Below are 20,042 nucleotides of genomic sequence, written 5' to 3' on the forward strand. Positions count from 1 at the left end.
CATCGAGGTCATGGGCTGCGCAACACTTCGTCGACGGAGCGGGACAATCCGCTCAAGGACGTGGCCGGCTCGCGACCCCGCAGCACGGGGCCAAAGCTGCGGTCCATCAACGCATTGACCTTCTCCCATGCCGGCGTGATGGGCAAGCCCTGCGAAAAGGCCGGCCCTTCGGTGAGCACGCTGAGATTGCCGAGCCGTCGATGGGCCTTGGCGAATCCGTCCGATCGCAGCGCCGACCGCAGCACCGGGACGAACAGACAGGATTCACCGATCAAGGCTTGCCCAATGGGCCCGGTCGCGAATTTCACGAATTCCCACGCCTGCTCCTTGCGGGGGCTGCTCGCCGAGATGGCCAGTCCGGTGGCGCCGATATCGGAACACGCGGCGTGCCCCTTTCCGAGCGCCGGGCCGACGGGCAACGGGGCGACATCGAAATCCAGGTCCTCGGCGCGGATGTAGGTCTGGTAGCGCCAGTGTCCGCCGAGCGCGATCGCCGCACGCCCCACCGCAAAAAGGTTAGGTGTCGACATCGATTGCGTCTCGGACGCGTTGGGCGCAACCCGGTACTTGTTCGACAGATCGGCGTAGAACTGCACCGCTTGCTGGAACGCGGCCTGATCGAAGTTGAAGTGGGTCGGGTTCAGCCGCGGGTTGGACCACGCAACGCCGTTGTTCATCGCGAACAGGCCGGCCGAGTAGTAGGAGCCCCAGGTGTTGACGAAACCGTACTGCGCGGCCCGCCCGGATGCGTCACGCTTGGTCAGCGCGTGCGCTGCGTCCAGGAATTCGGTGAAGTCCCAAGGCTGTTCCCACGTCTTGGGCGGTGCGGGCACCCCGGCTTCGGCGAAGAGCCGCTTGTTGTAGAACATGTAGTTGCCCGACCACTGTTCGGGCAGCGCGTACTGCTTGTCGTTGAAGGTGAAGGTTTCGTACAGCGCCGGAATGCTGTCCGCCTTGAGCTGGTCGGCAAAGCTCTTGTCGCGTGCCAACAGTGTGTTCATGTCCAGCAGCACACCGCGGTCGGCGAGTTCGGCGTAGGACAGTTCCCACGTCATCAGCACGTCCGGGCATTTGCCGCCGACACAAAATGTCGAAAGCTGTTGCATGACGCCCGGACCGGACTGCACCGGCCGAACCTTGATATCGGGATGGCGGCGCGCAAACTCGTCGACGATGCGCATCCTGGCGTCACGCTCGTCCGGGTTGGCCGCGAAGAAGAACGTGAGGGCGTCGTCGTCGGAAGCGCACCCGGCCGGCCAGGGTGCCAGCGCCGCCGCGGAAAGCGCGCCGGCGCCGCGCAGCAGGTTGCGCCGCCCGAACGGCTTATCGAGCATGGCTCTCCCGGTCTTGCCCCGTGGCCGGTTTTCCGGCCGGCTGTGTCTGACGTCCTTGGTACCCGATGAGCTTGTGATGTTCCTGGATCGGCCACCGCGGCAGCGTCAACGCGGCCCGACGGATCCGCTCGGCATCGCCGGTGATGTCGATCGTGTGGATGCGATCGTCGGCACCGATGCCGATCACCAGCAGGACCTGAGCACGCCCGCGGGCAGCGAGCACGATGCCCGGTGCCCCGTCGATGAGCATGACAGCACCGGCGCGCGCCCGCTGAGCGAACCGGCGAGTCTCCCGGGCAACCTCGCGGGCGCCGCGCAGCGTGGTTGACACGTCCGCCGGAACGAGGGCCGGATCGACAGTGCGCACCACTTCGGGAGCGAGCAGGTCGAGCAGGCCGGCGATGTCACCGCCGCGCGTGGCCGTCAGAAACGCCTCGACCACCCGCAGGTGGTCGGCGGTGCGGCGGGTCGGGTCGGCCGGGTCGGCGTGCAGGCGTCCACGCGCCCTGCTCGCCAGCTTCTTGGTGGCCTCCGGTGACCGATCCATCAGCCCGGCGATCTGCTCGAACGGCATGGCGAAGACATCGTGCAGCACGAACGCGACACGCTGCGCCGGCGAGAGCCGGTCGAGAACGACGAGCAGGGCGCTGCTCACCGACTCCGCCAGCAGTGCGTCCTCGTCGGCCGCCGCCGACGCCGTCTGGGCCAGTCGGTCCAGTTCATCGGTCCCGCCCAGCGGTTGTTCGGCGCGACGCTTGCGCACCCGAAGCTGGTCGAACGCCTCGCGCGCGGTGATCGTCGTGAACCAGCCGGAGAGGTTCTCGACAGCGTCGAAGTCCGCACGACTGGCCTTGAGCCACGCCGACTGCACGGCGTCGTCGGCGTCGGCCACCGAGCCCAGCAGCTGGAACGCGACCGACCTCAGGTGCCGTCGATCGGCGTCGAAACGCCGCGCCAGGTCCGCCAAATCCTTTGTTGCGCTCATGGGTCACCTTTCCCGCACGAAATTCGTCAAGAAGATGACCGCGTCCAACGGACTTCCTGTGGCAAAGGAGACAAGCACCATGACCTTACCGATTGTGCGCCGCGCCGCGCACTGCATGCATTCGACCCGGCGCTGCGGAAATCGCTGCGCGACAAGGGATTGATCCAGATGAACACCGCACTTGTCGTGATCGCGCTGATCACCGCCGCCATCACCGCCGCGATCGCCATCGCCGACTTCGTTCCGGCGCGATTCGTTCTGGCGAACTCTGCCCAGGTCGGGGTGCCGCGGTCGTGGTTGCCTGCGCTGGGCGCAGTGAAGCTGGCCGGAGCCGCCGGGATCGTTGTCGGCCTGCTGGGCCTTCGGGAATTGGGCATCGCAGCGGCCGCCGGCCTGGTCGCGTTTTTCGTCGGTGCGGTGGCGACGCACCTGCGGGCACGCGTCCTGTATAACATCGCGTTTCCCGGCGCATTTTTGTGCCTGTCCGCGGCTTCGCTGGCGTTGATGGTGGTCCGGTGAGGCATGGGTGGCTCAGGCGGGAAAGTACCTGATCCGGTTGATCGCGTTGCCGCGCCACGCCACATCGGCGAACACGATGGCGCGCCCGTGGCCCGAGTTGAGCGACACCGCGACGGTGGGACCCGCGCTGTTCATCTTGGTCGCACCGGCCCCGTCCAGTTGCTCCGCCAGCTCGGCCAGTTCGAGTGGGTCGCCATCGCCCAAAGTCATTGCGGCATCCGATGACAGCAGCCGTGCCGCGGAAGATGTGTCTTTCCGCGCGACCGCGTCGAGGAAGGTGGTGACCAGCCGCTGATGACGTGCTCCCGCGCGCCGGAATCCGGTCATGAAACCCGCGGTCCCGCGCCAGCCTTGGTTGCTCACCAGCCCCTTGGACAGGTTCAGTGCGGGGCGCACCGCACCGGAGCCGGTGCGCAGGAACTGCAACATCATGGCGGGAAGCTCCCAGTAGGCCCGCAGTTCGCCAATCTTCCACTCACCGTTGGTTTCTCGGAGGTCGTAACGCAGGAAGGCCGGAATGTACATCGTGACGGCCGAGCCCATCGCCACCTCGAGCTCGAGGTCACGCAGCACCGCCGTGCCGACGACGATGTCGAGATCGCGATGGAATTTGATCTGACGCGGACCGATGAATGTGTCGTAGAAGCGGCCGATCTGCTCATGCCCCACGTGCGGTCGCGAGCCCACCGGGTCCTCGATCCGGCCGTCACCGGTGAACAGCCCCACCCACCCGGCGCGATCATGGGCGGCGGCCGCCTGTGGCGAGCGCTCCACGGTGGCGAGCAGATGTTCCCGATCCAGCGGCACCACCATTACGGTCCCCCAACCAACTCGATGCCGGCGGAGCGCATTTCCGCCATCGCTTCGGCAGCCGAATCCACGGCCGCGGCCGCGGTCAGGTCCACCAGCACCCTGGTGGACAGGCCCGCCGTCACCGCGTCCTCGGCGGTCCGCCGGACGCAGAAGTCGGTGGCGATGCCGACCACGTCGACCTCGTCGACGCCCCGCCGCCGCAACCATTCGAGTAACGTCGTCCCGTCCTCGTCGACGCCCTCGAAACCGCTGTAAGCGGCGGCGTGAGCGCCCTTGCGAAAGACCGCATCGATGGGCTGGATGTCCAGATCGGGCCGAAGATTCGCGCCCGCGCTTCCGGCGACGCAGTGCACGGGCCAGGAGGATGAAAAGTCCGGCCGGTCGGAGAAATGATCACCCGGATCGATGTGGAAGTCCTGGGTGGCCACGATGTAGTGGTAGCCCGGGTCGCCGGACAGATACTCGTTGATCGCGGGTGCCACCGCGGCGCCGCGCGCCGTCGGCACGGAGCCGCCCTCGCAGAAATCGTTTTGCACGTCGACGATGATCAACGCTCGCACGGGCTCCACCCTATCGGTGTGCACCCCTATGTCCATGCCGGTCTAGCTGGGGATATTGACGCCACGGTTTGCTCGACAGGCTGCCGGGTAATACACCGGCCATGGTGCTCAGGAGAATCGCGCGACCCCTGTTGTCAGTGGCTTTCATCGGGCAAGGAGTCAATTCACTGCTCAACCCCAAATCCGCGGCGGAGGCCGCTGCGCCGGCGGTGGACGGCCTTCAGGCCTTGCCGGATTCGGTGAGCGGCAGCATTCCCAGCGACCCCGAGACGGTCGCGCAGATCACCGCGGCCGTTCAAATCGGCGGCGGTCTGCTGCTTGCCACCGGCAAGCTCCCCCGCATCGCGTCGGCGGCGCTCGCGGTGACGGTGTTGCCGGCCAACCTTGGGACGCACTCGTTCTGGAACGAGAGTGACCCGGTGGCCAAAGCCCAGAAACGCCAACAATTTCTCACCGACCTCAGCCTGTTGGGCGGCCTGTTGATCGCTTCCGCTGACACCGCCGGTAAGCCCTCACTCGGGTGGCGTGGCCGGCGCGCGGCGGAGCGGCTCTCCGAGCGGGTGTCGTCGGCGTGGCCCGGTTTCGACGACTCGGCCTTCGATGCGGATTTGTCCGAGCTGGGTGAGCGGATCGCACACGGTTTGCAGATCGGCGCCGAGCGGGGCCGCGAACTGGCCAGCACCGCGGCCGAGCGCGGCGCACCCTACGCCGAGGCCGCACTCGAACGGGGCCGCGAACTCGCCAGCACCGCGGCCGAGCGCGGCGCACCCTACGCCGAGGCCGCACTCGAGCGCGGCCGCGAACTCGCCAGCACCGCGGCCGACCGCAGCAAGCCGTTGGCGAAGAAGGCGCGCAAGCGTGGGGAGGAGTGGGCCGACGAAGCCGCCGACCGCGCCGCGTACCTGGCCGAGAAGGCCCGCAAGCGCAGCGAAGAACTCGCCGACGAGGCCGCCGACCGGGCCGCGCCGCTAGCCAAGAAGGCCCGCAAACGCAGCGAGAAACTGGCCAAGAAGGCGCGCAAGCGCAGCGAGAAACTGGCCAGTACGGCGCGGTCGCGCGGCGAGGAATTCGCCGAAACCGCCCGTCAGCGTGGCGGCGACCTGGCCGATACCGCGCGCGAGCGGGTCGGCGGTCAGGTCGAGACCGGCCGCCGCAAGCTGCCCTGGTGATCGAGGGAGTTGCGGCCCGCTAGCGCAGGAAGCTAGTCGGGCCAGCGAGCTTGCAGGTTATCCGGTGCCCACGTCGGCCACTCGGGTGCGCCGATCGTCAGGCCGCCGCTGAGTCGCGCGACGATGCGCGGGCCGCGCAGCCGGCTGTTGTCGTACACCGTCGCGATGTCGGACAAGGCGATCGCCTCGGCGACCGGCGTCCACAACCGGCGGTGGCGCTGCCGGATCTTGGCTTCCGGCACGTCGTGACCGCCGGCCCGCACGCGGTGTCGGACGCGTTCCACCGCAAGGTCTTCCGGGATGAGCAGCACATGCAGCACGACGGTGAAGGCCGCGCGGCGCGCGGTGTGGATGAGGTCCAGCTTGGAGGGATGGGAGAACACCGTCTCGGCGATGAAGGATCGACCCAGTTCGATCAGCTTGGCGCGGGTGTCGGCGGCGATGCGCGCGGCGTCGTAGGAGTGCGAGGCCGGATCCTCCGGCCAGCGTTGCCTCGCGATCTCGTCGGCGTTGACCACGAGGCTTCCCGGCAACAGCGGCGCCAGGGTGAACGCGATGAACGTGGACTTGCCGGCACCGTTCGGCCCGACCACCAGGTCAAGTCGATCCATCGGGCCGCCGAACCACCGACGATCGCGGGGTCAGCGCCGGCCCGCGAGCACCACCGCGGCGCCGTCGGGGCGATGCTCGACGATCTCGCCGTCGTCGTTGAGGGCCACCGTGGTGACCCCCTGCCCGGCCAGTGTCGCCCCGTAGTTGCTGCGCGCCAGGCTTTCTTCGATGGCCGCGGAGATCTCGGCGTTGAACACCACGCCCTCCTCGACGGTGAGCTCGCTGGTTGCGAGCTGGCCGGCGAGGGCGGCTTCGACCCGTCGCCGCGAGGCGGTGTGCTGGCTGGACACCGCGCGCCCGACCCGCGCCCAGTGGTCGAGTTGCTGCTTGGCCGAGCGGCTCTGCCGGGCACCCTCAGCCGCCGCGCTGTCCATCAGGTCGGATGCGACCCGCGTGACACGATCGAGAGCCTCGGCCATGGCTTCCTCCAATGCAGCACTCCGTTACAAGCTGTAGCATAATGCTACACGGTCGGACGCGCCCCGGCTACCTGCGAGCCTGCACGACGGCATCCACGATCGCGTCGACGCCGGGACCCACGTCGAGGGTCATGCCGGCCTCGTCGGGACCGAGGGGCTCCAGCGTGTCCAGTTGCGAGCGCAGCAACGCAGCCGGCATGAAGTGATCCGTCCGGGTCGCCAGCCTGCCGCCGATCAGCTCCGCCGAGCCCGACAGGTGCAGGAACTCCACGCCGGGGCAGTGCGCGCGCAGCTGGTCGCGATATTTCCGCTTCAGCGCCGAACAACTCACGACGGCGCCGTCGCGGTGGGCCGCCAACCAGCCGCCTACCCGCTCCAACCAGGGATAGCGGTCGTCGTCGTCGAGCGGTTCCCCGGCGGCCATCTTGGCGATGTTGGCCGCCGGGTGCAGGGTGTCGGCGTCGACGAATGGGACCTGCCAGCGCTGCGCGAGCGCCGCCCCCACCGTCGACTTGCCCGATCCGGAGACGCCCATCACCACGACGGGGGCCGATCCGCTCACCTACGTGTGGTCGCCGAGGTTGCGGTTCCATTCCAGCCAACCCACGCCGCTGCGCCCGTCGGCCGTGCTGATCGTGGCCCAGACGCGGGGGAACTGGCTGACCCGCCCGTCCGTCGCGACGAGCCGGACCGGCGCCTGACCGCGCACGTTCACGTCCGCGGTGATCTCCGCCGGCATGAGCCGCAAGGTTGCGTCGAGCGGTAACCCGTTGTCCGCGAACGATTCTCGCGAGTCGACCGCCTGCAGCTCGGTCACCTTGCCGTCGGCGCCCTGTTCGTAGCCGATGCTGAACGCGGGGGCCCCTGGAATCCGGATGTTCACGCCGTGCAGGTGGGTCCCGTCGTCGAGGTGCAGCGCGCTCCAGATCCAGTCCATGCCCCACCAATCGCGCACGCCCCACGAGTGATCACGCTGCCCGGGAACGGATTCCAGACGGTAGCCGGTGTCGTCGATCGTGACGTTGCCCGAGACGGTGCACGGAATTTCATAGCGCGTCGTCAGCCCATACTTGTAGGGCGTGCCGTCGGTGGCCCACACCAGGTTCAGGGTGATCCCGACCGGGGTTCCGGGCTCCCCGCGCAACAACGCGGACGGATCGGCGTAGGCCTGGCCCCGCGCCCGCACGTCGACGCGGTAGCTCTGCAGCGGCACCTCGGCGGAATGGCCGAGCTCGAAGTCATCGGTACGCACCGCCCACGGGTCCGACGGCAGCGGCACCTGCGCGTCGACGGCGACGGTCGGCATATCGGGGCCGCACAACAGCACGTGCACCCAGGCGGTCTGCTCGTTGGCCACCCGGCCCAGGCGGAACCAGCCGCCCAATCCCTGTGCCGCGTCGGCGAAGTCGGCATACCAGCTCTCGCTCCACAGCGGCTCGGCGGTGGGTTCATGGGCGAGTTCGTCCTCGGCCGAGGGCCGCAACGGCTCGGGTGCGACCGCTTCGGGCAGCGTCGACAGCGCGTCGGTGTCGAGCACGTGGTCGCAGTGCCGTCGCAGCATCGTCATGAACATCCGGTCGCCGCGGTCGGTGCGCTCGACCAGCATGGACGAGACGATCGCCATCATCACCCCGAAGAAGCTCTGCCGGCGCACGCCGGCAGCGACGTCGGCCAGGGTGAGTGGCGCCTGCGGGCCCAGCGCCTCGTGGTAGGCGCGCAGCAGCGCGTCGTAGTGCTGCCGACGGTCCTCGGTGGGCAATGCGCAACCGAGGAAGTAGGCCAGGTCGGTCAGGGCCGGACCCCAGGACACGGTCTGCCAATCGACCACGGTCAGCGCGCGATCGGCGCCGTCGGTGCCGAACAACATGTTGTCCAGGCGATAGTCGCCATGCACCAGTCCCTGGAGGCGGCCGCGCTCGGACGTCTCCCCCTCCTGGGCCAGGTAGCCGTCGAAGGCGGCCACCAAGCGCTCGCACACCACGCGGTGCTCCGGCGCGATCTGGTCGCCGTAGCGGTCGACGAAACCCGCGTACAGCGGGGTGATCATGGCCTGGTTCAGTGGAGGCTCGCGGTTGAGCCACGGTGCCTCGGCCAGCGAGGAGTCGCCGAGCAGCGGCCCATGCAGCCGCCCCAGTTCGACGGCGCCGAGGCGGGCCTGTTCGACTGTGGCGCCCGCGATTTCATCGCCGACGACGGCCGGCCCGGCATCGCCCAACAAGAGGTCGAACACGCCCGTCGAGGTGTCGACCGCCGCGTGGTAGCAGGGCGCGATGGGCCCGCCCAGCCGCGGCGCGATGTCACCGTAGAAGCGCACCTCGCGCTCGTAGAGCCCCAGCGCCAGCCCGGTCTGCCGGCTGACCGGGTCGGTCGCCGCGACCTTCAGCACCACCGAGTCGGGTCCGTCCGAGGGCCCCTCGGCATAGCTGAGCCGGACGCGGTAGCACTCGCTCATCTGGCCGGTACCGATGCGTTCCACCGAGAAGTCGGCGATGGGTCCGGTGCCGATGACCGCGGCCAGCCAGGAGGCGGTGAGGTCACTCGGTCGTTCGATGACTTGCTCGGTCTCGGCATGCATGAGGGTTAGCGTGCCAGGTCAACGCGCCAGTGAGAAGCCGTCCCATGCCATTCGGCGATGCGGATGCGGATCGAACTCGACGCGGGACTTGCGGTCGAAGACCATCACGGCCCGGTCGTCGGCGGTGTAGAGGGGCCAGTCGTCCCCCGGCACACCGGTGCGGCTGAAGGCCCGCCAGCGCCGCTGCACCTGATTGCTCACCCGCAACGCGGCCCGCCGGTCCGCCGCCGCAGTCAACAACGCGCCGAATCTGGTGCGGTAGACGTCGAAGACTGCGAGCAACTCCGTGGCATGGGTGGCCCCGAAACCGGACCAGCGCAGTGTGCGCGGGGCGTAGTCGTAGCGGTAGAGGTACGTCGGGGCGTGCGCGCTGTGGGCCTCCGCGATCTGCCAGGCCGCCGACGCGAACGCGAAGTCGCCGCCGAGCTGGATGCACGCCGCCCGCTCGGGATAGTCGGGATATGCGGCGGTAATGCGTTCGCGGACAGCGGGATCCGCCTCGGCGAGCAGCTCTTCGACCATCGTCTCATTGGTCGGCAACATCGCCAGGAACCTGGTGAACAACCGCCCTTCTTCGGCGTTCGTGCCCACGATCAGCGGGACCCGGTGGGCTTGGCCGCGCCGCATCGCCTCGACCGGATCCAGCGGCAGGATGTCGTCACCGAAGACGGGGCCGATCGGGAAGGCACCCAGCCGCTGCCGCATGCCCTCGTCGATCAATCGGTGCTGGGTTTTCACCAGTTGGGCGGCGGACACCTGCATCAGCGCGTTGGCGGCGTCCTGCCTGCGCACCCCGAGCAGGTTGGCGAAGCGGTTCGCGAACTCTGCGGCAACCTCTTTCGACCGCACCAGTCCCGAGGCCGGACTTTCCGAGATCGCCCGCGCGAAAAGGCCTTTGGCGGCGGGCACCGCCAGCAGAGAGGCGGTGATGCAGGCGCCGGCGCTCTCGCCGAAGATGGTGACGTTGTTCCGGTCACCACCGAATCCCGCGATGTTGTCGCGAATCCACTGCAGCGCCAGCACCAGGTCGCGTAGGTACAGGTTGCTGTCGATGGTGATCTGCGGCGTCGACAGGGACGAGAAGTCAACGCACCCCAGCGCGCCGAGCCGGTAGTTCACCGAGACGTACACGCATCCCCGGCGTGCCAGGGCAGCGCCGTCGTACAGCGGCGTCGCCGAGCTGCCCAGGAAGTAGCCGCCGCCGTGGATGAACACCATGACGGGCAATGGTCCCTCGGCCGCGTTCTCGGGCGCCACGACGTTGAGGGTGAGACAGTCCTCGCTCATCGGCTGGTAGCGGCCTCCCAAACCCGACATGCCGAGCAGGGTGTAGCGGCGCTGCTGGGGCGCGCAGTTGCCGAAGCCATGGCAGTGCCGGACACCCGACCACGGCTGGGCCGGCTGCGGCGCCCGGAAGCGCAGGTTTCCCACCGGTGGACGGGCATACGGGATCGACCGCCACCGAGTGACCCCGTCGCGGGTGAAGCCTTCGACGGTGCCGATGGCCGTGCGTGCGCGGACAGTGCGCTGATGCATATCCCGACGGTAACCGACATGACGGTCGTAACGCGCGCGCAGAGCCTTATTGCCCGGCGCGGCGGTTAGCCTGACTGAATGCGGATAGCTGCGATGATCGCCGCGTCTTTACTGGTCGCCGGGTGCTCACACACCACGGGCGGCCATTCGGAGCCGACCGGAAGCACCACCCAGGCGTCGACCGGCGCCGGGGCGCCGGGTAGCAATTCATCGGGACCGGCCACCGCGCCGGCCGCGGGAGCGGCAATCTCTGACGTCATCGCGTGGATCGAGGCCGGTCACCCCGCCGATCCGGGCCGCTTCCACACGGCCACGCGCGACGGGGCGGCCACGCCGCTGGGTGACGACATCGCACTGACAGTGATGGGGGGCAAGGTCTCCTGCATGACCGACGCCAAGCACACCGGCGGCGCGCTGGCCTGCCTGGTGAGTCTGACCAACCCGCCGCCGGCGCCCGCGACGGCCTATGGCCAGTGGCAAGGCGGCTGGATCGGTTTCGACGGGGTGAACCTGCAGGTGGGCTCGGCCCGGGCCGATCCCGGGCCGTTCATCAACGGCAACGGACCGGAACTGGCGAACGGGGATGCGCTGTCGTTCGGTGACTACCGGTGCCGCGCCGACCAGTCCGGCCTGTACTGCGTGAACTACGCGCACCAGTCGGCGGCCAGATTCAGCCCCGCCGGTATCGAGCCGTTCGGTTGCTTGAAGCCCGCGCCGCCGCCGGACGGTGTCGGCGCGGCGTTCAGCTGCTGAGGCTGCCCATGATGGTGGCGAAGAGCTCGCTCATTTCGTCACCGGGCCCGACCGGCACGGTGTAACCGGCTTCGTCGCGAATCTCGTCCAGGTGGTCCCGCACATCCTCGATGGATAGCTCTGAACTGTAGTAGCCCTTGGTCCGCCCGATGAAGAATCGCGAAACATGGCCGGCGCCAACGGTATAGATCTCGCCGGAAACCGGACAGGCGCGGTGGCTCAGGAAGGCCGCCACCGGTGCCACCAGGGCCGGGTCCAGCTTCTGCAGGTATTGGCCCACCAGCTCGTCCAGTACCGCCTGGGCAGCCGCATCGCCCGGTGGGACCGCGCCGTCGATCGAGTGGGTGAGCATCCGGGTATAGGCGATCGGGGCGATGGCGTTGACCTTGATGTCGTGGTGAGCGCCTTCGGCGGCCAGCACCCGGGTGAGCCCGATCAGCCCGGTCTTGGCCGAGCCGTAGTTACTCATACCGGTGGCGCCCAGGATCCCTGCCGCCGAACAGGTATTGAGGATGCGGCCATACTCTTGCTCGCGCATCACCTTCCAGGCCGGCCTGGTGACGTAGAACGCGCCTTTGAGATGCACGTCCAGCAGTGGCTCGAACCGCTCGGCGGTCATGTCTTCGAACGGCGCGTCCCCGACGATGCCGGCGTTGTTGATCACGATGTCGACCCGGCCCCACGCGTTCAGAGCGGCGTCGATGATCGATTGTCCGCCTTCGGGATTGGTCACACTATGGCTGTCGGCGACGGCGTCACCGCCGAGGTCGCGGATCTCGGTCGCCGCGGCATCGGCGGCCCGGGTGTCGGTGCCGGCTCCGGTCACCGAGCCGCCCACATCGTTGACCACGACGCGCGCACCACGGGAGGCCAGCAGGAGCGCGTATCGCTTACCCAAACCGCCACCGGCGCCGGTGATGACGGCGACCTGGTCGTCAAACCTCAGCTCGTCGCTCACCAGCTCACCGGAAGTTCTTTCATGCCATAGATATTGGCGTCTTTGAAGCTCAGCCGCTCCGGGGGCACCGCCAGTCTGAGCCCCGGTAGGCGGCGCGCCAGGGTGGCGAATGCGACCTGCATTTCGACGCGGGCCAGGTTCGCGCCGATGCATTGATGCACGCCGTAGCCGAAGCCCAAGTGCCCGCGGGTGTTTCGGTCGACGTCCAGGGATTCGGGATTGTCGACGAACTCGGCGTCCCAGTTCCCGGCGAGCAGGCTCATCATGACGTACTCCCCCGCGCGAATCAGCTGACCACCGATCATCAGGTCTTCGGTCGCGATGCGGTCGACCTGACTGTGCACGATGCTGAGGTAGCGCATGAGTTCTTCGACGATGTTGGCGATGAAGGCCGGATCGTCGGTTTGCCCGAGTCGCTCGAACACGTCGGGATGTTCCAGCAGCGCAACCGTTCCCAGCGAGATCATGTTGGCGGTCGTCTCGTGGCCGGCCTGCATCATGATGACAGCATTCATGGCCGTGGTGGCATGGTCGAGTTGGCCCGTCGCCACGTATTCGGTGACCAGCCGGCTGATCAAGTCGTCGCCGGGTTCGCGCGCTTTGCGCTCTACCAGTTCCTGGATGTAGGCGTACATGGCCCCGAACGCCTGTCCCTTCTCCGCGTCGGTGGATTTCTGGTCGAGCCCCTTGGTGGTGTTGAACTGGAACAGTTCGAGGTCGTCGGGGGGCACGCCCAGCAACAGCGCGATCACCATTGACGGGACCGGCAGGGCGAATTCACGCACCAGATCGGCCGGCGCACTGTTGTCGATCATCTGGCCGAGGTAATGGTCGACCATGTCCTGAATGTGCGGTCGCATCGATTCGCAACGCCGGAAGGTGAAGTTGCTCGTCATCATGCGGCGCAACCGATGATGCTCGGGATCGTCGGTCCGCGCGAACATCACCGGCACCTTGTTGTCGGCGTCGGTCGGCAGGATCGAGTCCGGAATCGTCTTCGCGGACAAGCGCGGGTCGACCAGCGCCGCCCTGATGTCCTGGTAGCGGCTGACCACCCAGACCGGGTTGCCCTGGAACATCGCCTTTCGCAGCCCGGGTTGCTCCCGCCAGTCCCCGAATTCGGTTGGGGGCGCGAGCGGGCAGCGTGCGGGCCGCGGTAGGGGCAGCACCGGCAGACCGGCGTCGGAGCGGGAGTCGGCGGTTCCGAACGATTTGGAAGCTGTTGACATAACCCACGTTTCCGATTAAGTGTCAGATGTCTGCCAGTTGTAGATCGTAGAGCTAGGCTAGTTGGCAGTCAACCGTCAGTTAGGCTGTCACGATGACCGCGGTTGAAGACCGGCCGTTGCGGGCCGACGCGGCGCGCAACGTCGAGCGCATTCTGCGCGCGGCGCGCGAGGTTTATGGCGAGGTGGGGCCCGACGCCCCTGTGGAGGCTGTCGCGCGCCGCGCGGGCGTCGGTGAGCGAACCCTCTATCGCAGGTTTCCGGCAAAGGCAGACCTGGTCCGCGCCGCCCTGGATCAAAGCATTGCCGAGGACCTCACGCCGGTGATCGACCAGGCGCGCCGCGCCGATGATCCGCTGCGCGGTCTGACCCAACTCATCGAAGCCGCGATCTCGCTGGGCGCCCGCGAACACCATCTGCTGACCGCCGCGCGCCGGGCCGGGTCGCTCACGTCCGACATCTCGACTTCACTCAACGCCGCGCTCGGCGAGCTTGCCCGCGCAGGCCAGCGAGCCGGTCGCATCCGCACCGACCTGGTCGCCGACGACCTGCCCCGTCTGGTCGCGATGCTCTTCGGCGTGCTGTCGACCATGGACGCGGACAGCGACGGCTGGCGGCGCTATGTCGCCCTCGTCGTCGATGCGATATCGGTTGACGATCGGGAGCCGTTGCCTCCGGCAACGGCGCTGCGTTATGAGGTGCAGCCGGACAGCTGGCCGCTGTGAACGAGCGGCTGCTCAGCTGGCCGGCAAGCCGGCTTTAACGGCCGCGTCTTGCTTGCGGGCGAGATCGAGCATGACGTCGGCCGGCGTGGGATTGCCGATCACACAGTCGGACTCCAGGTCGACCATGGCCCTGCCCTCGACGAACACCGCCTCGGAGATCTCCATCGGGTTGGCGGGGTCGGTTCCCTGGCCGATCACCAGGAACCCGTTGGTGCCGACGTCGATGGGCTGCTGCTGACCGTTGACCTTCTTGCCGACGACGTCGCGCATGTTCGCCGCGGTCTGGGTGGCCGTAGCGGTATCGGGAAAGACCGCGATCGTGTCGACGATGGTGCGCTTGCCGTCGGGGTTCTTGAAAACCTGTCCCACGCCGGTGATGCCGCTGGGATTCTGGCTCGGCGGCCCGTCAACGGTGGCGTTGGGGCCGACGTCGCTGGGCTTGATCAGCAGATTGCTGTAGTCCGCCGGCGCTCCCGGGGCCGCGCTGGTCGGGGCGCCCGATGAGGCGGCCGCGCTGGATGTCGAGGCCGAACCCGATGACGCCGTGGGGCTCTTGTCCCCGCCGCAGCCCACCACCGCCGCGCCGATGAGCACCGCGGTAGCCGTCAAGCCGAGCGCGGATGTCCGCACCGTATTCATAGGGTTCTCCTTCTGAAGTCAGCGCTTGCATCCCCTGCGACACCCATCCACGGCGCGTACACGCAATCTTTTGGGCCGCCGAGCACATCTCCGCTTGGCACGTCCACCCGGTGGCCTCAGCGCGATCCTAGTGGGCTCGGACGTCTGCCGGAAGCGCGCGACGTCGTCCCCGACGGCCGGTTCGAGCGCATGAATATCGCTCGAACTTCTAGTTGATGGTCACCCCTGCGTCGACTTTGAACTGGAGTCCGGTCACATATCTAGCCTCGTCGGATAAGAGATACAGCACCGCGTGGCTGACGTCGGCTGGCTCAACGGCCGGGGTGGGCATCGCATTGATGAAGATGGGGACTAGGTCGGGCCGTTCGTCGGAGAAGACGGTCCCGATCGATGGCGGGATCATACCGGTCGGGCAACCGGTGGGATGTACAGAATTGACGCGGACATTCTGGGCCGCCAATTCGTTGGCCAGCGCCAACGTAAGACCGACGACGCCGTGCTTTGCGGCCGTATAGGGAAGCTGCAGGGGAAAGCCCTTGAGGGCGCCGGCGGAACTGATGTTCACCAGACTGCCGCCCCCTTGGTCGAGCAGGTGCGGAATCGCGGCGGCGCAGGTGTTCCACACGCCGATCAGATTCACGTCGATGACCGTGCGCCAGTCATCGAGAGTCGTTGTGTTCCAAGGCCCGACCGTCAGCACCCCGGCGTTGGCCACCGCGCCGTCGAGGCCACCTAGCTCTTCGACGCCATCATCGACCGCCTTGCGCAGCTCGGCGTCGTTGCGAACGTCGACGACACGACTCACGCAACGACGGCCGGCCTCCGCGACCAGCCGTACCGTCTCATCGAGGTCGTCCTGGGACGCTAGCGGATATTCAATCTCCGGCAAGGACTGACAAATGTCGACCAGAATGAGGTCGGCGCCTTCTTCGGCAAGCCGCAGGGCATGGCTGCGTCCCATGCCCCGGCCTGCGCCCGTGATCAAAATGCGTTTACCGGCAACGCGTCCCGAGGGAGATGTTGTCATGCGTCCGTTTTACCTACCGCTCGCTCCACATCAGGCCGCGCATGGTCGCCGAGAGCGGGATGTCCTCGACACCGATGAGCCCCTGGGACGCGCGGCAGACCCAGTCGATCGCATTGACGACCCTGCCGGCCGTCGAAATGCAGCCGGCATCAGTGGAATCGAAGAGAGGATGGGAGACGTGGGTGTTGATTTCGACCCGCGGTTCGCCCTCCACGACCACACGATGCACACCGGTATGGCCCTGGGGTGGGAACTCCCAGTCGGGTGCCGCAGCCTGGGTGAGCCTGGTGACGTGCTCGAGGGTGATCACCGGCTTGCCGTCGCGCACGCCCTCGGTGGCGAACCGCACCGCGGCCATCTGTCCCGGCTGGACCGTCATCATCGTGCATTCGATTCGTTCCGGGGTATACCAAGGTTCGCAGCGCTGGCGCACGTCGTCGAGCTTGATGTCCAGGTGCTCTGCCAGGCTGCGGACCTGACCGCCCCACATCGCCACGATCACCCCGGGCAGAAACATCATCGGTGAGTCGTCGTCCTCGGTTGTCCCGAACCCCATTGCGGCGCCGGTGAATTCGGCATCGTCGTAATTTCCGTAGTCGAAGATCTCCTGCACGGTGATCGAATCCACCCGGGTGGTCAGGCTCGCCGCCGAGTGCACCAGCGTGTCGCCGGAGAAGCCGGGGTCGATGCCATTGACGTAGAGCGAGGCGTTGCCGGCCGCGCAGGCACGCTCCAAGGGCTCCCGCAGCCAATCGTCGGCGTGGCGTGGCGTGACCAGCCAAACCATCGACGTACCGACGACATTGATGCCGGCCGCCAGAAACTTCGTCATCTGTTCGATGGCTTCCATCGGGCGAGTTTCGCCCTGCGACGTATAGACCACGCAGTCAGCGCCGAGCGCCACCAGGGCGTCGATGTCGTCGGTGGCGACGATGCCGGTGGGTTCGTCCAGTCCGCACAGCTGCGCGGCGTCCTTGCCAATCTTCTCGGCGCTGGCGGCGTGCACCCCGACCAGTTCGAGGTCCGGTCTACCGATGATCGCCCGCAACGAATGGCGGCCCACATTGCCGGTGGAGAATTGAATGACTCTGCGCACGCTTACCTTCGTCCTTCCCCCGGTGGGTGATGCACCATCATGACGCGTTGCATCGCGCTCCAGGTCAGTAATCGGGGATTGGCAGCGGCGAATTGTTGCCGTCGATGCCGCCGTCGACGTGGAAGGTCGCGTTGGTCGCGTAGCAATCGCGCGTGGACAGGTACACCGCGAGCCGTCCGAGATCCTCGACATCGCCCAACCGGTGCAACGGCGTGGCCTCCTGCATCTTCTCCAGCGACCCGGGCATCAGGTCCAGGCTGCCCTTGAGGCCGTCGGTGGCGAATGACCCCAGGGCGATGGCATTGACGCGAATCTTCGGGGCCAGTTCCTGCGCCATGGCGCGGGTGAGCGCTTCGAGGCCGCCCTTCGCGACGCAATAGGCGGTGAGCGCCCGGATGCCGAACCGCGCCGAGCCCGACGAGATATTGATGATGGAACCGTGTCCGGCGCTGAGCATGTGGGGCGCCACGAGCTGGCTCATGATGAAGGCTGAGGTCACACACCAGTCGAAGGTGTGCCGGAAGTCCTCGTCGGTGATGTCCAGGAACCGGGCGTAGGTCGACCCGCCGACGTTGTTGACCAGAATATCGATGCGGCCGAGGCGCTCCATCGCCGTGTTCACGACACGTTCGCCGTCCGGACGGCTCATCGCGTCCGCCACGAGCGCCAGGCCCTTGCCGCCCGCGGCCTCGATACCTTCAATCGTGCCAACGATATCCGCCTCGGTACGTGCGGTCCCGACCACCGTGGCACCCGCCTCCGCCAACACCCGGGCGATGCCCGCCCCGACGCCCTTGCCGGCGCCCGTGACGATCGCGACCTGCCCATCAAGCTGGAATTGCTCCATCGCCATGCCGGGCTCCTTCGATCGGTGTGCGTCGTTCAATCTACGAATCATGCTGACTAAAGTCAACGACTTTGCTCTGTCGACATCCGCGGCGATCCGCGTGCTCCGACAATGATGAAGTTGTGCAAGCCTTTTTGGCCGCGACACGGCATAATGGTCTGGTTAGCCTCGCGACTCTTACATGAGTCGGGTCAACCGTAAGGACAGAAATGGCTGTGACGGACCGGGTGTCTGCGCGCGAGGCCAAGCGCTTGCAGACGCGGGAGCGACTGATGGGCGCCGCAATCGCGGAGTTCGCCCGCGCCGGGATGGCCGACGCCGACGTCAGCGCCATCGTGGCCGCGGCGGGAGTCGCCCACGGCACCTTCTTCTTTCACTTCCCCACCAAGGAACACGTGCTCCTGGAGCTCGAGCGCCGCGAGGAGGACCGGATAGCCAAGCAGTTCGCGCAGTTCCTGAAGTCCAAGCACGATCTTGCTTCGGCATTGAACGAGGCGGTCCGGCTGGTGGTCGGATTGGAACGCCGATTGGGTGATCGGCTCTTCAATGACTTTCTCGCGCTGCACTTCTCCCAGACCCGCCCCCAAACCGAAGACGGCAGGGATCACCCGTTGATCGTCTTGGTCGCCCAGCAAATCGAGCAGGCGCACGAATGCGGTGAGACGGATCCGCACGTCAATCCCATGAACAGTGCGGTGTTCTTCTTGCTGGGTCTCTACGCCCTGTTGATCACCACTAGCCACTGGCCGACCGGACACACCCTGCTCGAAGACTACGTCGCAAGGACATTGCGCAGCCTAGCGCCCTGATACCGCAAGGCCTTTCGCGGCTAACGCACCACGCCGAGCAACGGCACCAGCCCGAGCTCCTTGTGGGTCAAGAACCCCGGCGCGGCATCGCAGACAGCGGGAACGGTGTTGGCCGGGCCCATCGCGGTCCAGGTGTAACCCGGCTTGGGGTAGTTGCCCTGTGGATCGGCAGGCGCCTGCAGGATCAGCTCGGTGGGCTCGTCGCCCTGGATCACGATGCGGTAGTGATAGTGGCCGCCCCAATCCGGCTGCGGCTCAATGGCATCGTATTCGTCCATCGTATACATCTCGTGGAAGGTGATGAGCGGCTTGCCGTCGACCCACGTCGTCCACTTGTGATGCTGCGAGGCTACGGTGCCCTTCTTGATCGTGCCCTTGAAGCCCGGCATGTCGCGGGACGGCCCGCCCTCGTATGGGATGTCGCGAATCGCCGTTCCCAGTTCGACGTCCGTCGTGTATTTGTCGACCGTCTTACCTAAGCCGTCGACAACCATGGCCATCGATTGCGCGAACAGCGGCCAGGCATTGCCCAGCAGATTCGGTCCGGCTCTGAACTCTTCGGGGGTGTCCCCCATCCCCATCTCGTGCAGGTACTTCAACGTGTCCTTGCCGAAATTCACCACTTCGTAGATGTGGATCGAGTCGATTCGGCTGACGATGCGGGCGAGCGTCAGGACGAGCAGGTCCCCGGCGAAACCCGGGTTGACGCCGCCGGCATGAAACGATGTGCCACCCTCCTGGCACGCCGCATCGATCTTGTCGATGTCGGCCTGGCTGTGCTCGGTGCGAAACCACCACGCGCCGCCCGAGGCGACGACGTTCTTGCCCGAGCGCAGCAGGCGGCAGACCTCGTCGGGATCCGACCACAACGGCGCGTAGAACACGCAATCGGCGTCGAGCGCTTCGATTTCCGCCTTGTCGGTGGTGGCGAGCACCCCGATCGGCGCAACACCGACCAGCTCCCCGGCGTCCTTGCCCACTTTCTCCGGGCGGTTGCAGAGCACCCCGACCACTTCGTAGGCGGGGTTGTGCGCGAAATGGCGGAGTGCGATCGTCCCGACATTGCCTACGCCCCACTGGATGACGCGATATTTCTTCCCGGCCGGCGAATCGAGCGTCATTGCTACTCCTTTGGATGGCCCGAGGGGCTGAGCGCTCGCTGAGCGTAGGCGTCCCCTGACGGTGTGTCAACGGTCCGGTGCTGACTTCCGTCAGTCGAATCCACGTTCAGTCATGTCCTGCGGACGTTACTCTGCGCCAATTCAGCGTTTGCATTGCGTAGTAGCACGACAAATTACCCCGATCAGCACATCTTTTGCTGACTACAGTCAGCCTGTTATAGTGCAGACGCCGATCCAATCAGCGTCGATGGCGGGGAGGGTTTGTGAGCCTGACGAAGCTAGGATCAGACGGCGCCGCGCAGGCGACCCTGACCATCGA

21 protein-coding genes are annotated in these 20,042 nt (G+C 66.9%); 5 read left to right on the forward strand and 16 right to left on the reverse strand.

All coding sequences use genetic code 11. The features are described 5' to 3' along the window. Positions 1-8: 8 nt before the first annotated feature. Both ACZYVJ_RS03205 and ACZYVJ_RS03210 read right to left on the reverse strand, forming a co-directional pair. Positions 9-1,334, reverse strand: a complete 1,326-nt coding sequence (locus ACZYVJ_RS03205) for an ABC transporter substrate-binding protein (protein ID WP_463829696.1) — start codon at positions 1,332-1,334, stop codon at positions 9-11. Further along, positions 1,324-2,319: a sigma-70 family RNA polymerase sigma factor gene (locus ACZYVJ_RS03210; protein WP_463829697.1), complete on the reverse strand. Its 996-nt coding sequence runs from the start codon at positions 2,317-2,319 to the stop codon at positions 1,324-1,326. Before ACZYVJ_RS03210 ends, ACZYVJ_RS03205 begins: the two co-directional genes overlap by 11 nt. A 168-nt stretch (positions 2,320-2,487) precedes the next feature. On the opposite strand from ACZYVJ_RS03210, the gene ACZYVJ_RS03215 reads away from it, so the two are divergent. Then, a complete protein-coding gene (locus ACZYVJ_RS03215) occupies positions 2,488-2,838 on the forward strand; it encodes a DoxX family protein (protein WP_463829698.1) in 351 nt (116 codons plus the stop codon). 12 nt (positions 2,839-2,850) lie between these two features. On the opposite strand, the gene ACZYVJ_RS03220 is transcribed toward ACZYVJ_RS03215, so the two are convergent. Together ACZYVJ_RS03220 and pncA are read right to left on the reverse strand one after the other, a co-directional pair. Continuing rightward, positions 2,851-3,651 (reverse strand): ketosteroid isomerase family protein, encoded by an 801-nt coding sequence (locus tag ACZYVJ_RS03220; protein WP_463829699.1) that lies wholly within the window; start codon positions 3,649-3,651, stop codon positions 2,851-2,853. Continuing rightward, complete coding sequence (pncA, locus tag ACZYVJ_RS03225) at positions 3,651-4,211, reverse strand: pyrazinamidase PncA (RefSeq protein ID WP_463829700.1); 561 nt, start codon at positions 4,209-4,211, stop codon at positions 3,651-3,653. The genes ACZYVJ_RS03220 and pncA overlap by 1 nt, the downstream gene beginning before the upstream one ends. 101 nt (positions 4,212-4,312) lie before the next feature. On the opposite strand from pncA, the gene ACZYVJ_RS03230 reads away from it, so the two are divergent. Then, positions 4,313-5,380: a DoxX family protein gene (locus ACZYVJ_RS03230; RefSeq protein ID WP_463829701.1), complete on the forward strand. Its 1,068-nt coding sequence runs from the start codon at positions 4,313-4,315 to the stop codon at positions 5,378-5,380. A gap of 32 nt (positions 5,381-5,412) precedes the next feature. Here the strand turns inward: ACZYVJ_RS03230 and ACZYVJ_RS03235 are convergent, their stop codons facing one another. The 5 genes from ACZYVJ_RS03235 to ACZYVJ_RS03255 all read right to left on the reverse strand — a co-directional run bounded on the left by ACZYVJ_RS03235 (position 5,413) and on the right by ACZYVJ_RS03255 (position 10,522). Then, on the reverse strand, positions 5,413-5,991 hold the full coding sequence (locus ACZYVJ_RS03235) for an AAA family ATPase (protein ID WP_463829703.1): 579 nt from the start codon (positions 5,989-5,991) through the stop codon (positions 5,413-5,415). Positions 5,992-6,021: 30 nt separating this feature from the next. Then, on the reverse strand, positions 6,022-6,411 hold the full coding sequence (locus tag ACZYVJ_RS03240) for a TA system antitoxin ParD family protein (protein WP_463829704.1): 390 nt from the start codon (positions 6,409-6,411) through the stop codon (positions 6,022-6,024). 67 nt (positions 6,412-6,478) lie between these two features. Next, positions 6,479-6,973, reverse strand: coding sequence for a gluconokinase (locus tag ACZYVJ_RS03245; RefSeq protein WP_463829705.1), 495 nt, complete (start codon positions 6,971-6,973; stop codon positions 6,479-6,481). Continuing rightward, positions 6,974-8,986: a DUF7064 domain-containing protein gene (locus tag ACZYVJ_RS03250; RefSeq protein ID WP_463829706.1), complete on the reverse strand. Its 2,013-nt coding sequence runs from the start codon at positions 8,984-8,986 to the stop codon at positions 6,974-6,976. Between the two features lie 18 nt (positions 8,987-9,004). Beyond that, positions 9,005-10,522 carry a carboxylesterase/lipase family protein gene (locus ACZYVJ_RS03255; protein ID WP_463829707.1) on the reverse strand — a complete coding sequence of 506 codons (1,518 nt, stop codon included), beginning with the start codon at positions 10,520-10,522 and terminating at the stop codon, positions 9,005-9,007. Positions 10,523-10,600: 78 nt separating this feature from the next. Between ACZYVJ_RS03255 and ACZYVJ_RS03260 the strand changes: the two genes are divergently transcribed. Further along, positions 10,601-11,275, forward strand: coding sequence for a hypothetical protein (locus tag ACZYVJ_RS03260; RefSeq protein ID WP_463829708.1), 675 nt, complete (start codon positions 10,601-10,603; stop codon positions 11,273-11,275). Here ACZYVJ_RS03260 and ACZYVJ_RS03265 read toward each other — a convergent pair. Further along, positions 11,265-12,233, reverse strand: coding sequence for an SDR family NAD(P)-dependent oxidoreductase (locus tag ACZYVJ_RS03265; protein WP_463829709.1), 969 nt, complete (start codon positions 12,231-12,233; stop codon positions 11,265-11,267). The genes ACZYVJ_RS03260 and ACZYVJ_RS03265 overlap by 11 nt on opposite strands. Then, positions 12,230-13,462 (reverse strand): cytochrome P450, encoded by a 1,233-nt coding sequence (locus ACZYVJ_RS03270; RefSeq protein ID WP_463829710.1) that lies wholly within the window; start codon positions 13,460-13,462, stop codon positions 12,230-12,232. The genes ACZYVJ_RS03265 and ACZYVJ_RS03270 overlap by 4 nt, the downstream gene beginning before the upstream one ends. A gap of 92 nt (positions 13,463-13,554) precedes the next feature. Here ACZYVJ_RS03270 and ACZYVJ_RS03275 point away from each other — a divergent pair, with 92 nt between their 5' ends. Beyond that, the gene (locus ACZYVJ_RS03275) at positions 13,555-14,184 is read left to right on the forward strand and encodes a TetR/AcrR family transcriptional regulator (RefSeq protein WP_463829711.1); all 630 of its coding nucleotides are present in this window, start codon (positions 13,555-13,557) and stop codon (positions 14,182-14,184) included. 12 nt (positions 14,185-14,196) lie between these two features. Here the strand turns inward: ACZYVJ_RS03275 and ACZYVJ_RS03280 are convergent, their stop codons facing one another. The 4 genes from ACZYVJ_RS03280 to ACZYVJ_RS03295 form a co-directional block, all read right to left on the reverse strand. After that, the gene (locus tag ACZYVJ_RS03280) at positions 14,197-14,823 is read right to left on the reverse strand and encodes a hypothetical protein (protein ID WP_463829712.1); all 627 of its coding nucleotides are present in this window, start codon (positions 14,821-14,823) and stop codon (positions 14,197-14,199) included. A 208-nt stretch (positions 14,824-15,031) separates the two neighbouring features. Then, positions 15,032-15,850 carry a mycofactocin-coupled SDR family oxidoreductase gene (locus ACZYVJ_RS03285; RefSeq protein ID WP_463829713.1) on the reverse strand — a complete coding sequence of 273 codons (819 nt, stop codon included), beginning with the start codon at positions 15,848-15,850 and terminating at the stop codon, positions 15,032-15,034. Between the two features lie 13 nt (positions 15,851-15,863). Then, positions 15,864-16,946, reverse strand: coding sequence for an NAD(P)H-dependent amine dehydrogenase family protein (locus ACZYVJ_RS03290; protein ID WP_463829715.1), 1,083 nt, complete (start codon positions 16,944-16,946; stop codon positions 15,864-15,866). Positions 16,947-17,010: 64 nt separating this feature from the next. Then, the gene (locus tag ACZYVJ_RS03295; RefSeq protein ID WP_463829716.1) at positions 17,011-17,799 is read right to left on the reverse strand and encodes an SDR family NAD(P)-dependent oxidoreductase; all 789 of its coding nucleotides are present in this window, start codon (positions 17,797-17,799) and stop codon (positions 17,011-17,013) included. Between the two features lie 203 nt (positions 17,800-18,002). On the opposite strand from ACZYVJ_RS03295, the gene ACZYVJ_RS03300 reads away from it, so the two are divergent. Beyond that, on the forward strand, positions 18,003-18,602 hold the full coding sequence (locus ACZYVJ_RS03300) for a TetR family transcriptional regulator (protein WP_463829717.1): 600 nt from the start codon (positions 18,003-18,005) through the stop codon (positions 18,600-18,602). A 20-nt stretch (positions 18,603-18,622) separates the two neighbouring features. Here the strand turns inward: ACZYVJ_RS03300 and ACZYVJ_RS03305 are convergent, their stop codons facing one another. Then, entirely contained in the window at positions 18,623-19,723 is a 1,101-nt protein-coding gene (locus ACZYVJ_RS03305) for an NAD(P)H-dependent amine dehydrogenase family protein (RefSeq protein WP_463829718.1), read from the reverse strand. Positions 19,724-20,042: the final 319 nt, after the last annotated feature.

Source organism: Mycobacterium sp. IDUB_3, from assembly GCF_055419585.1.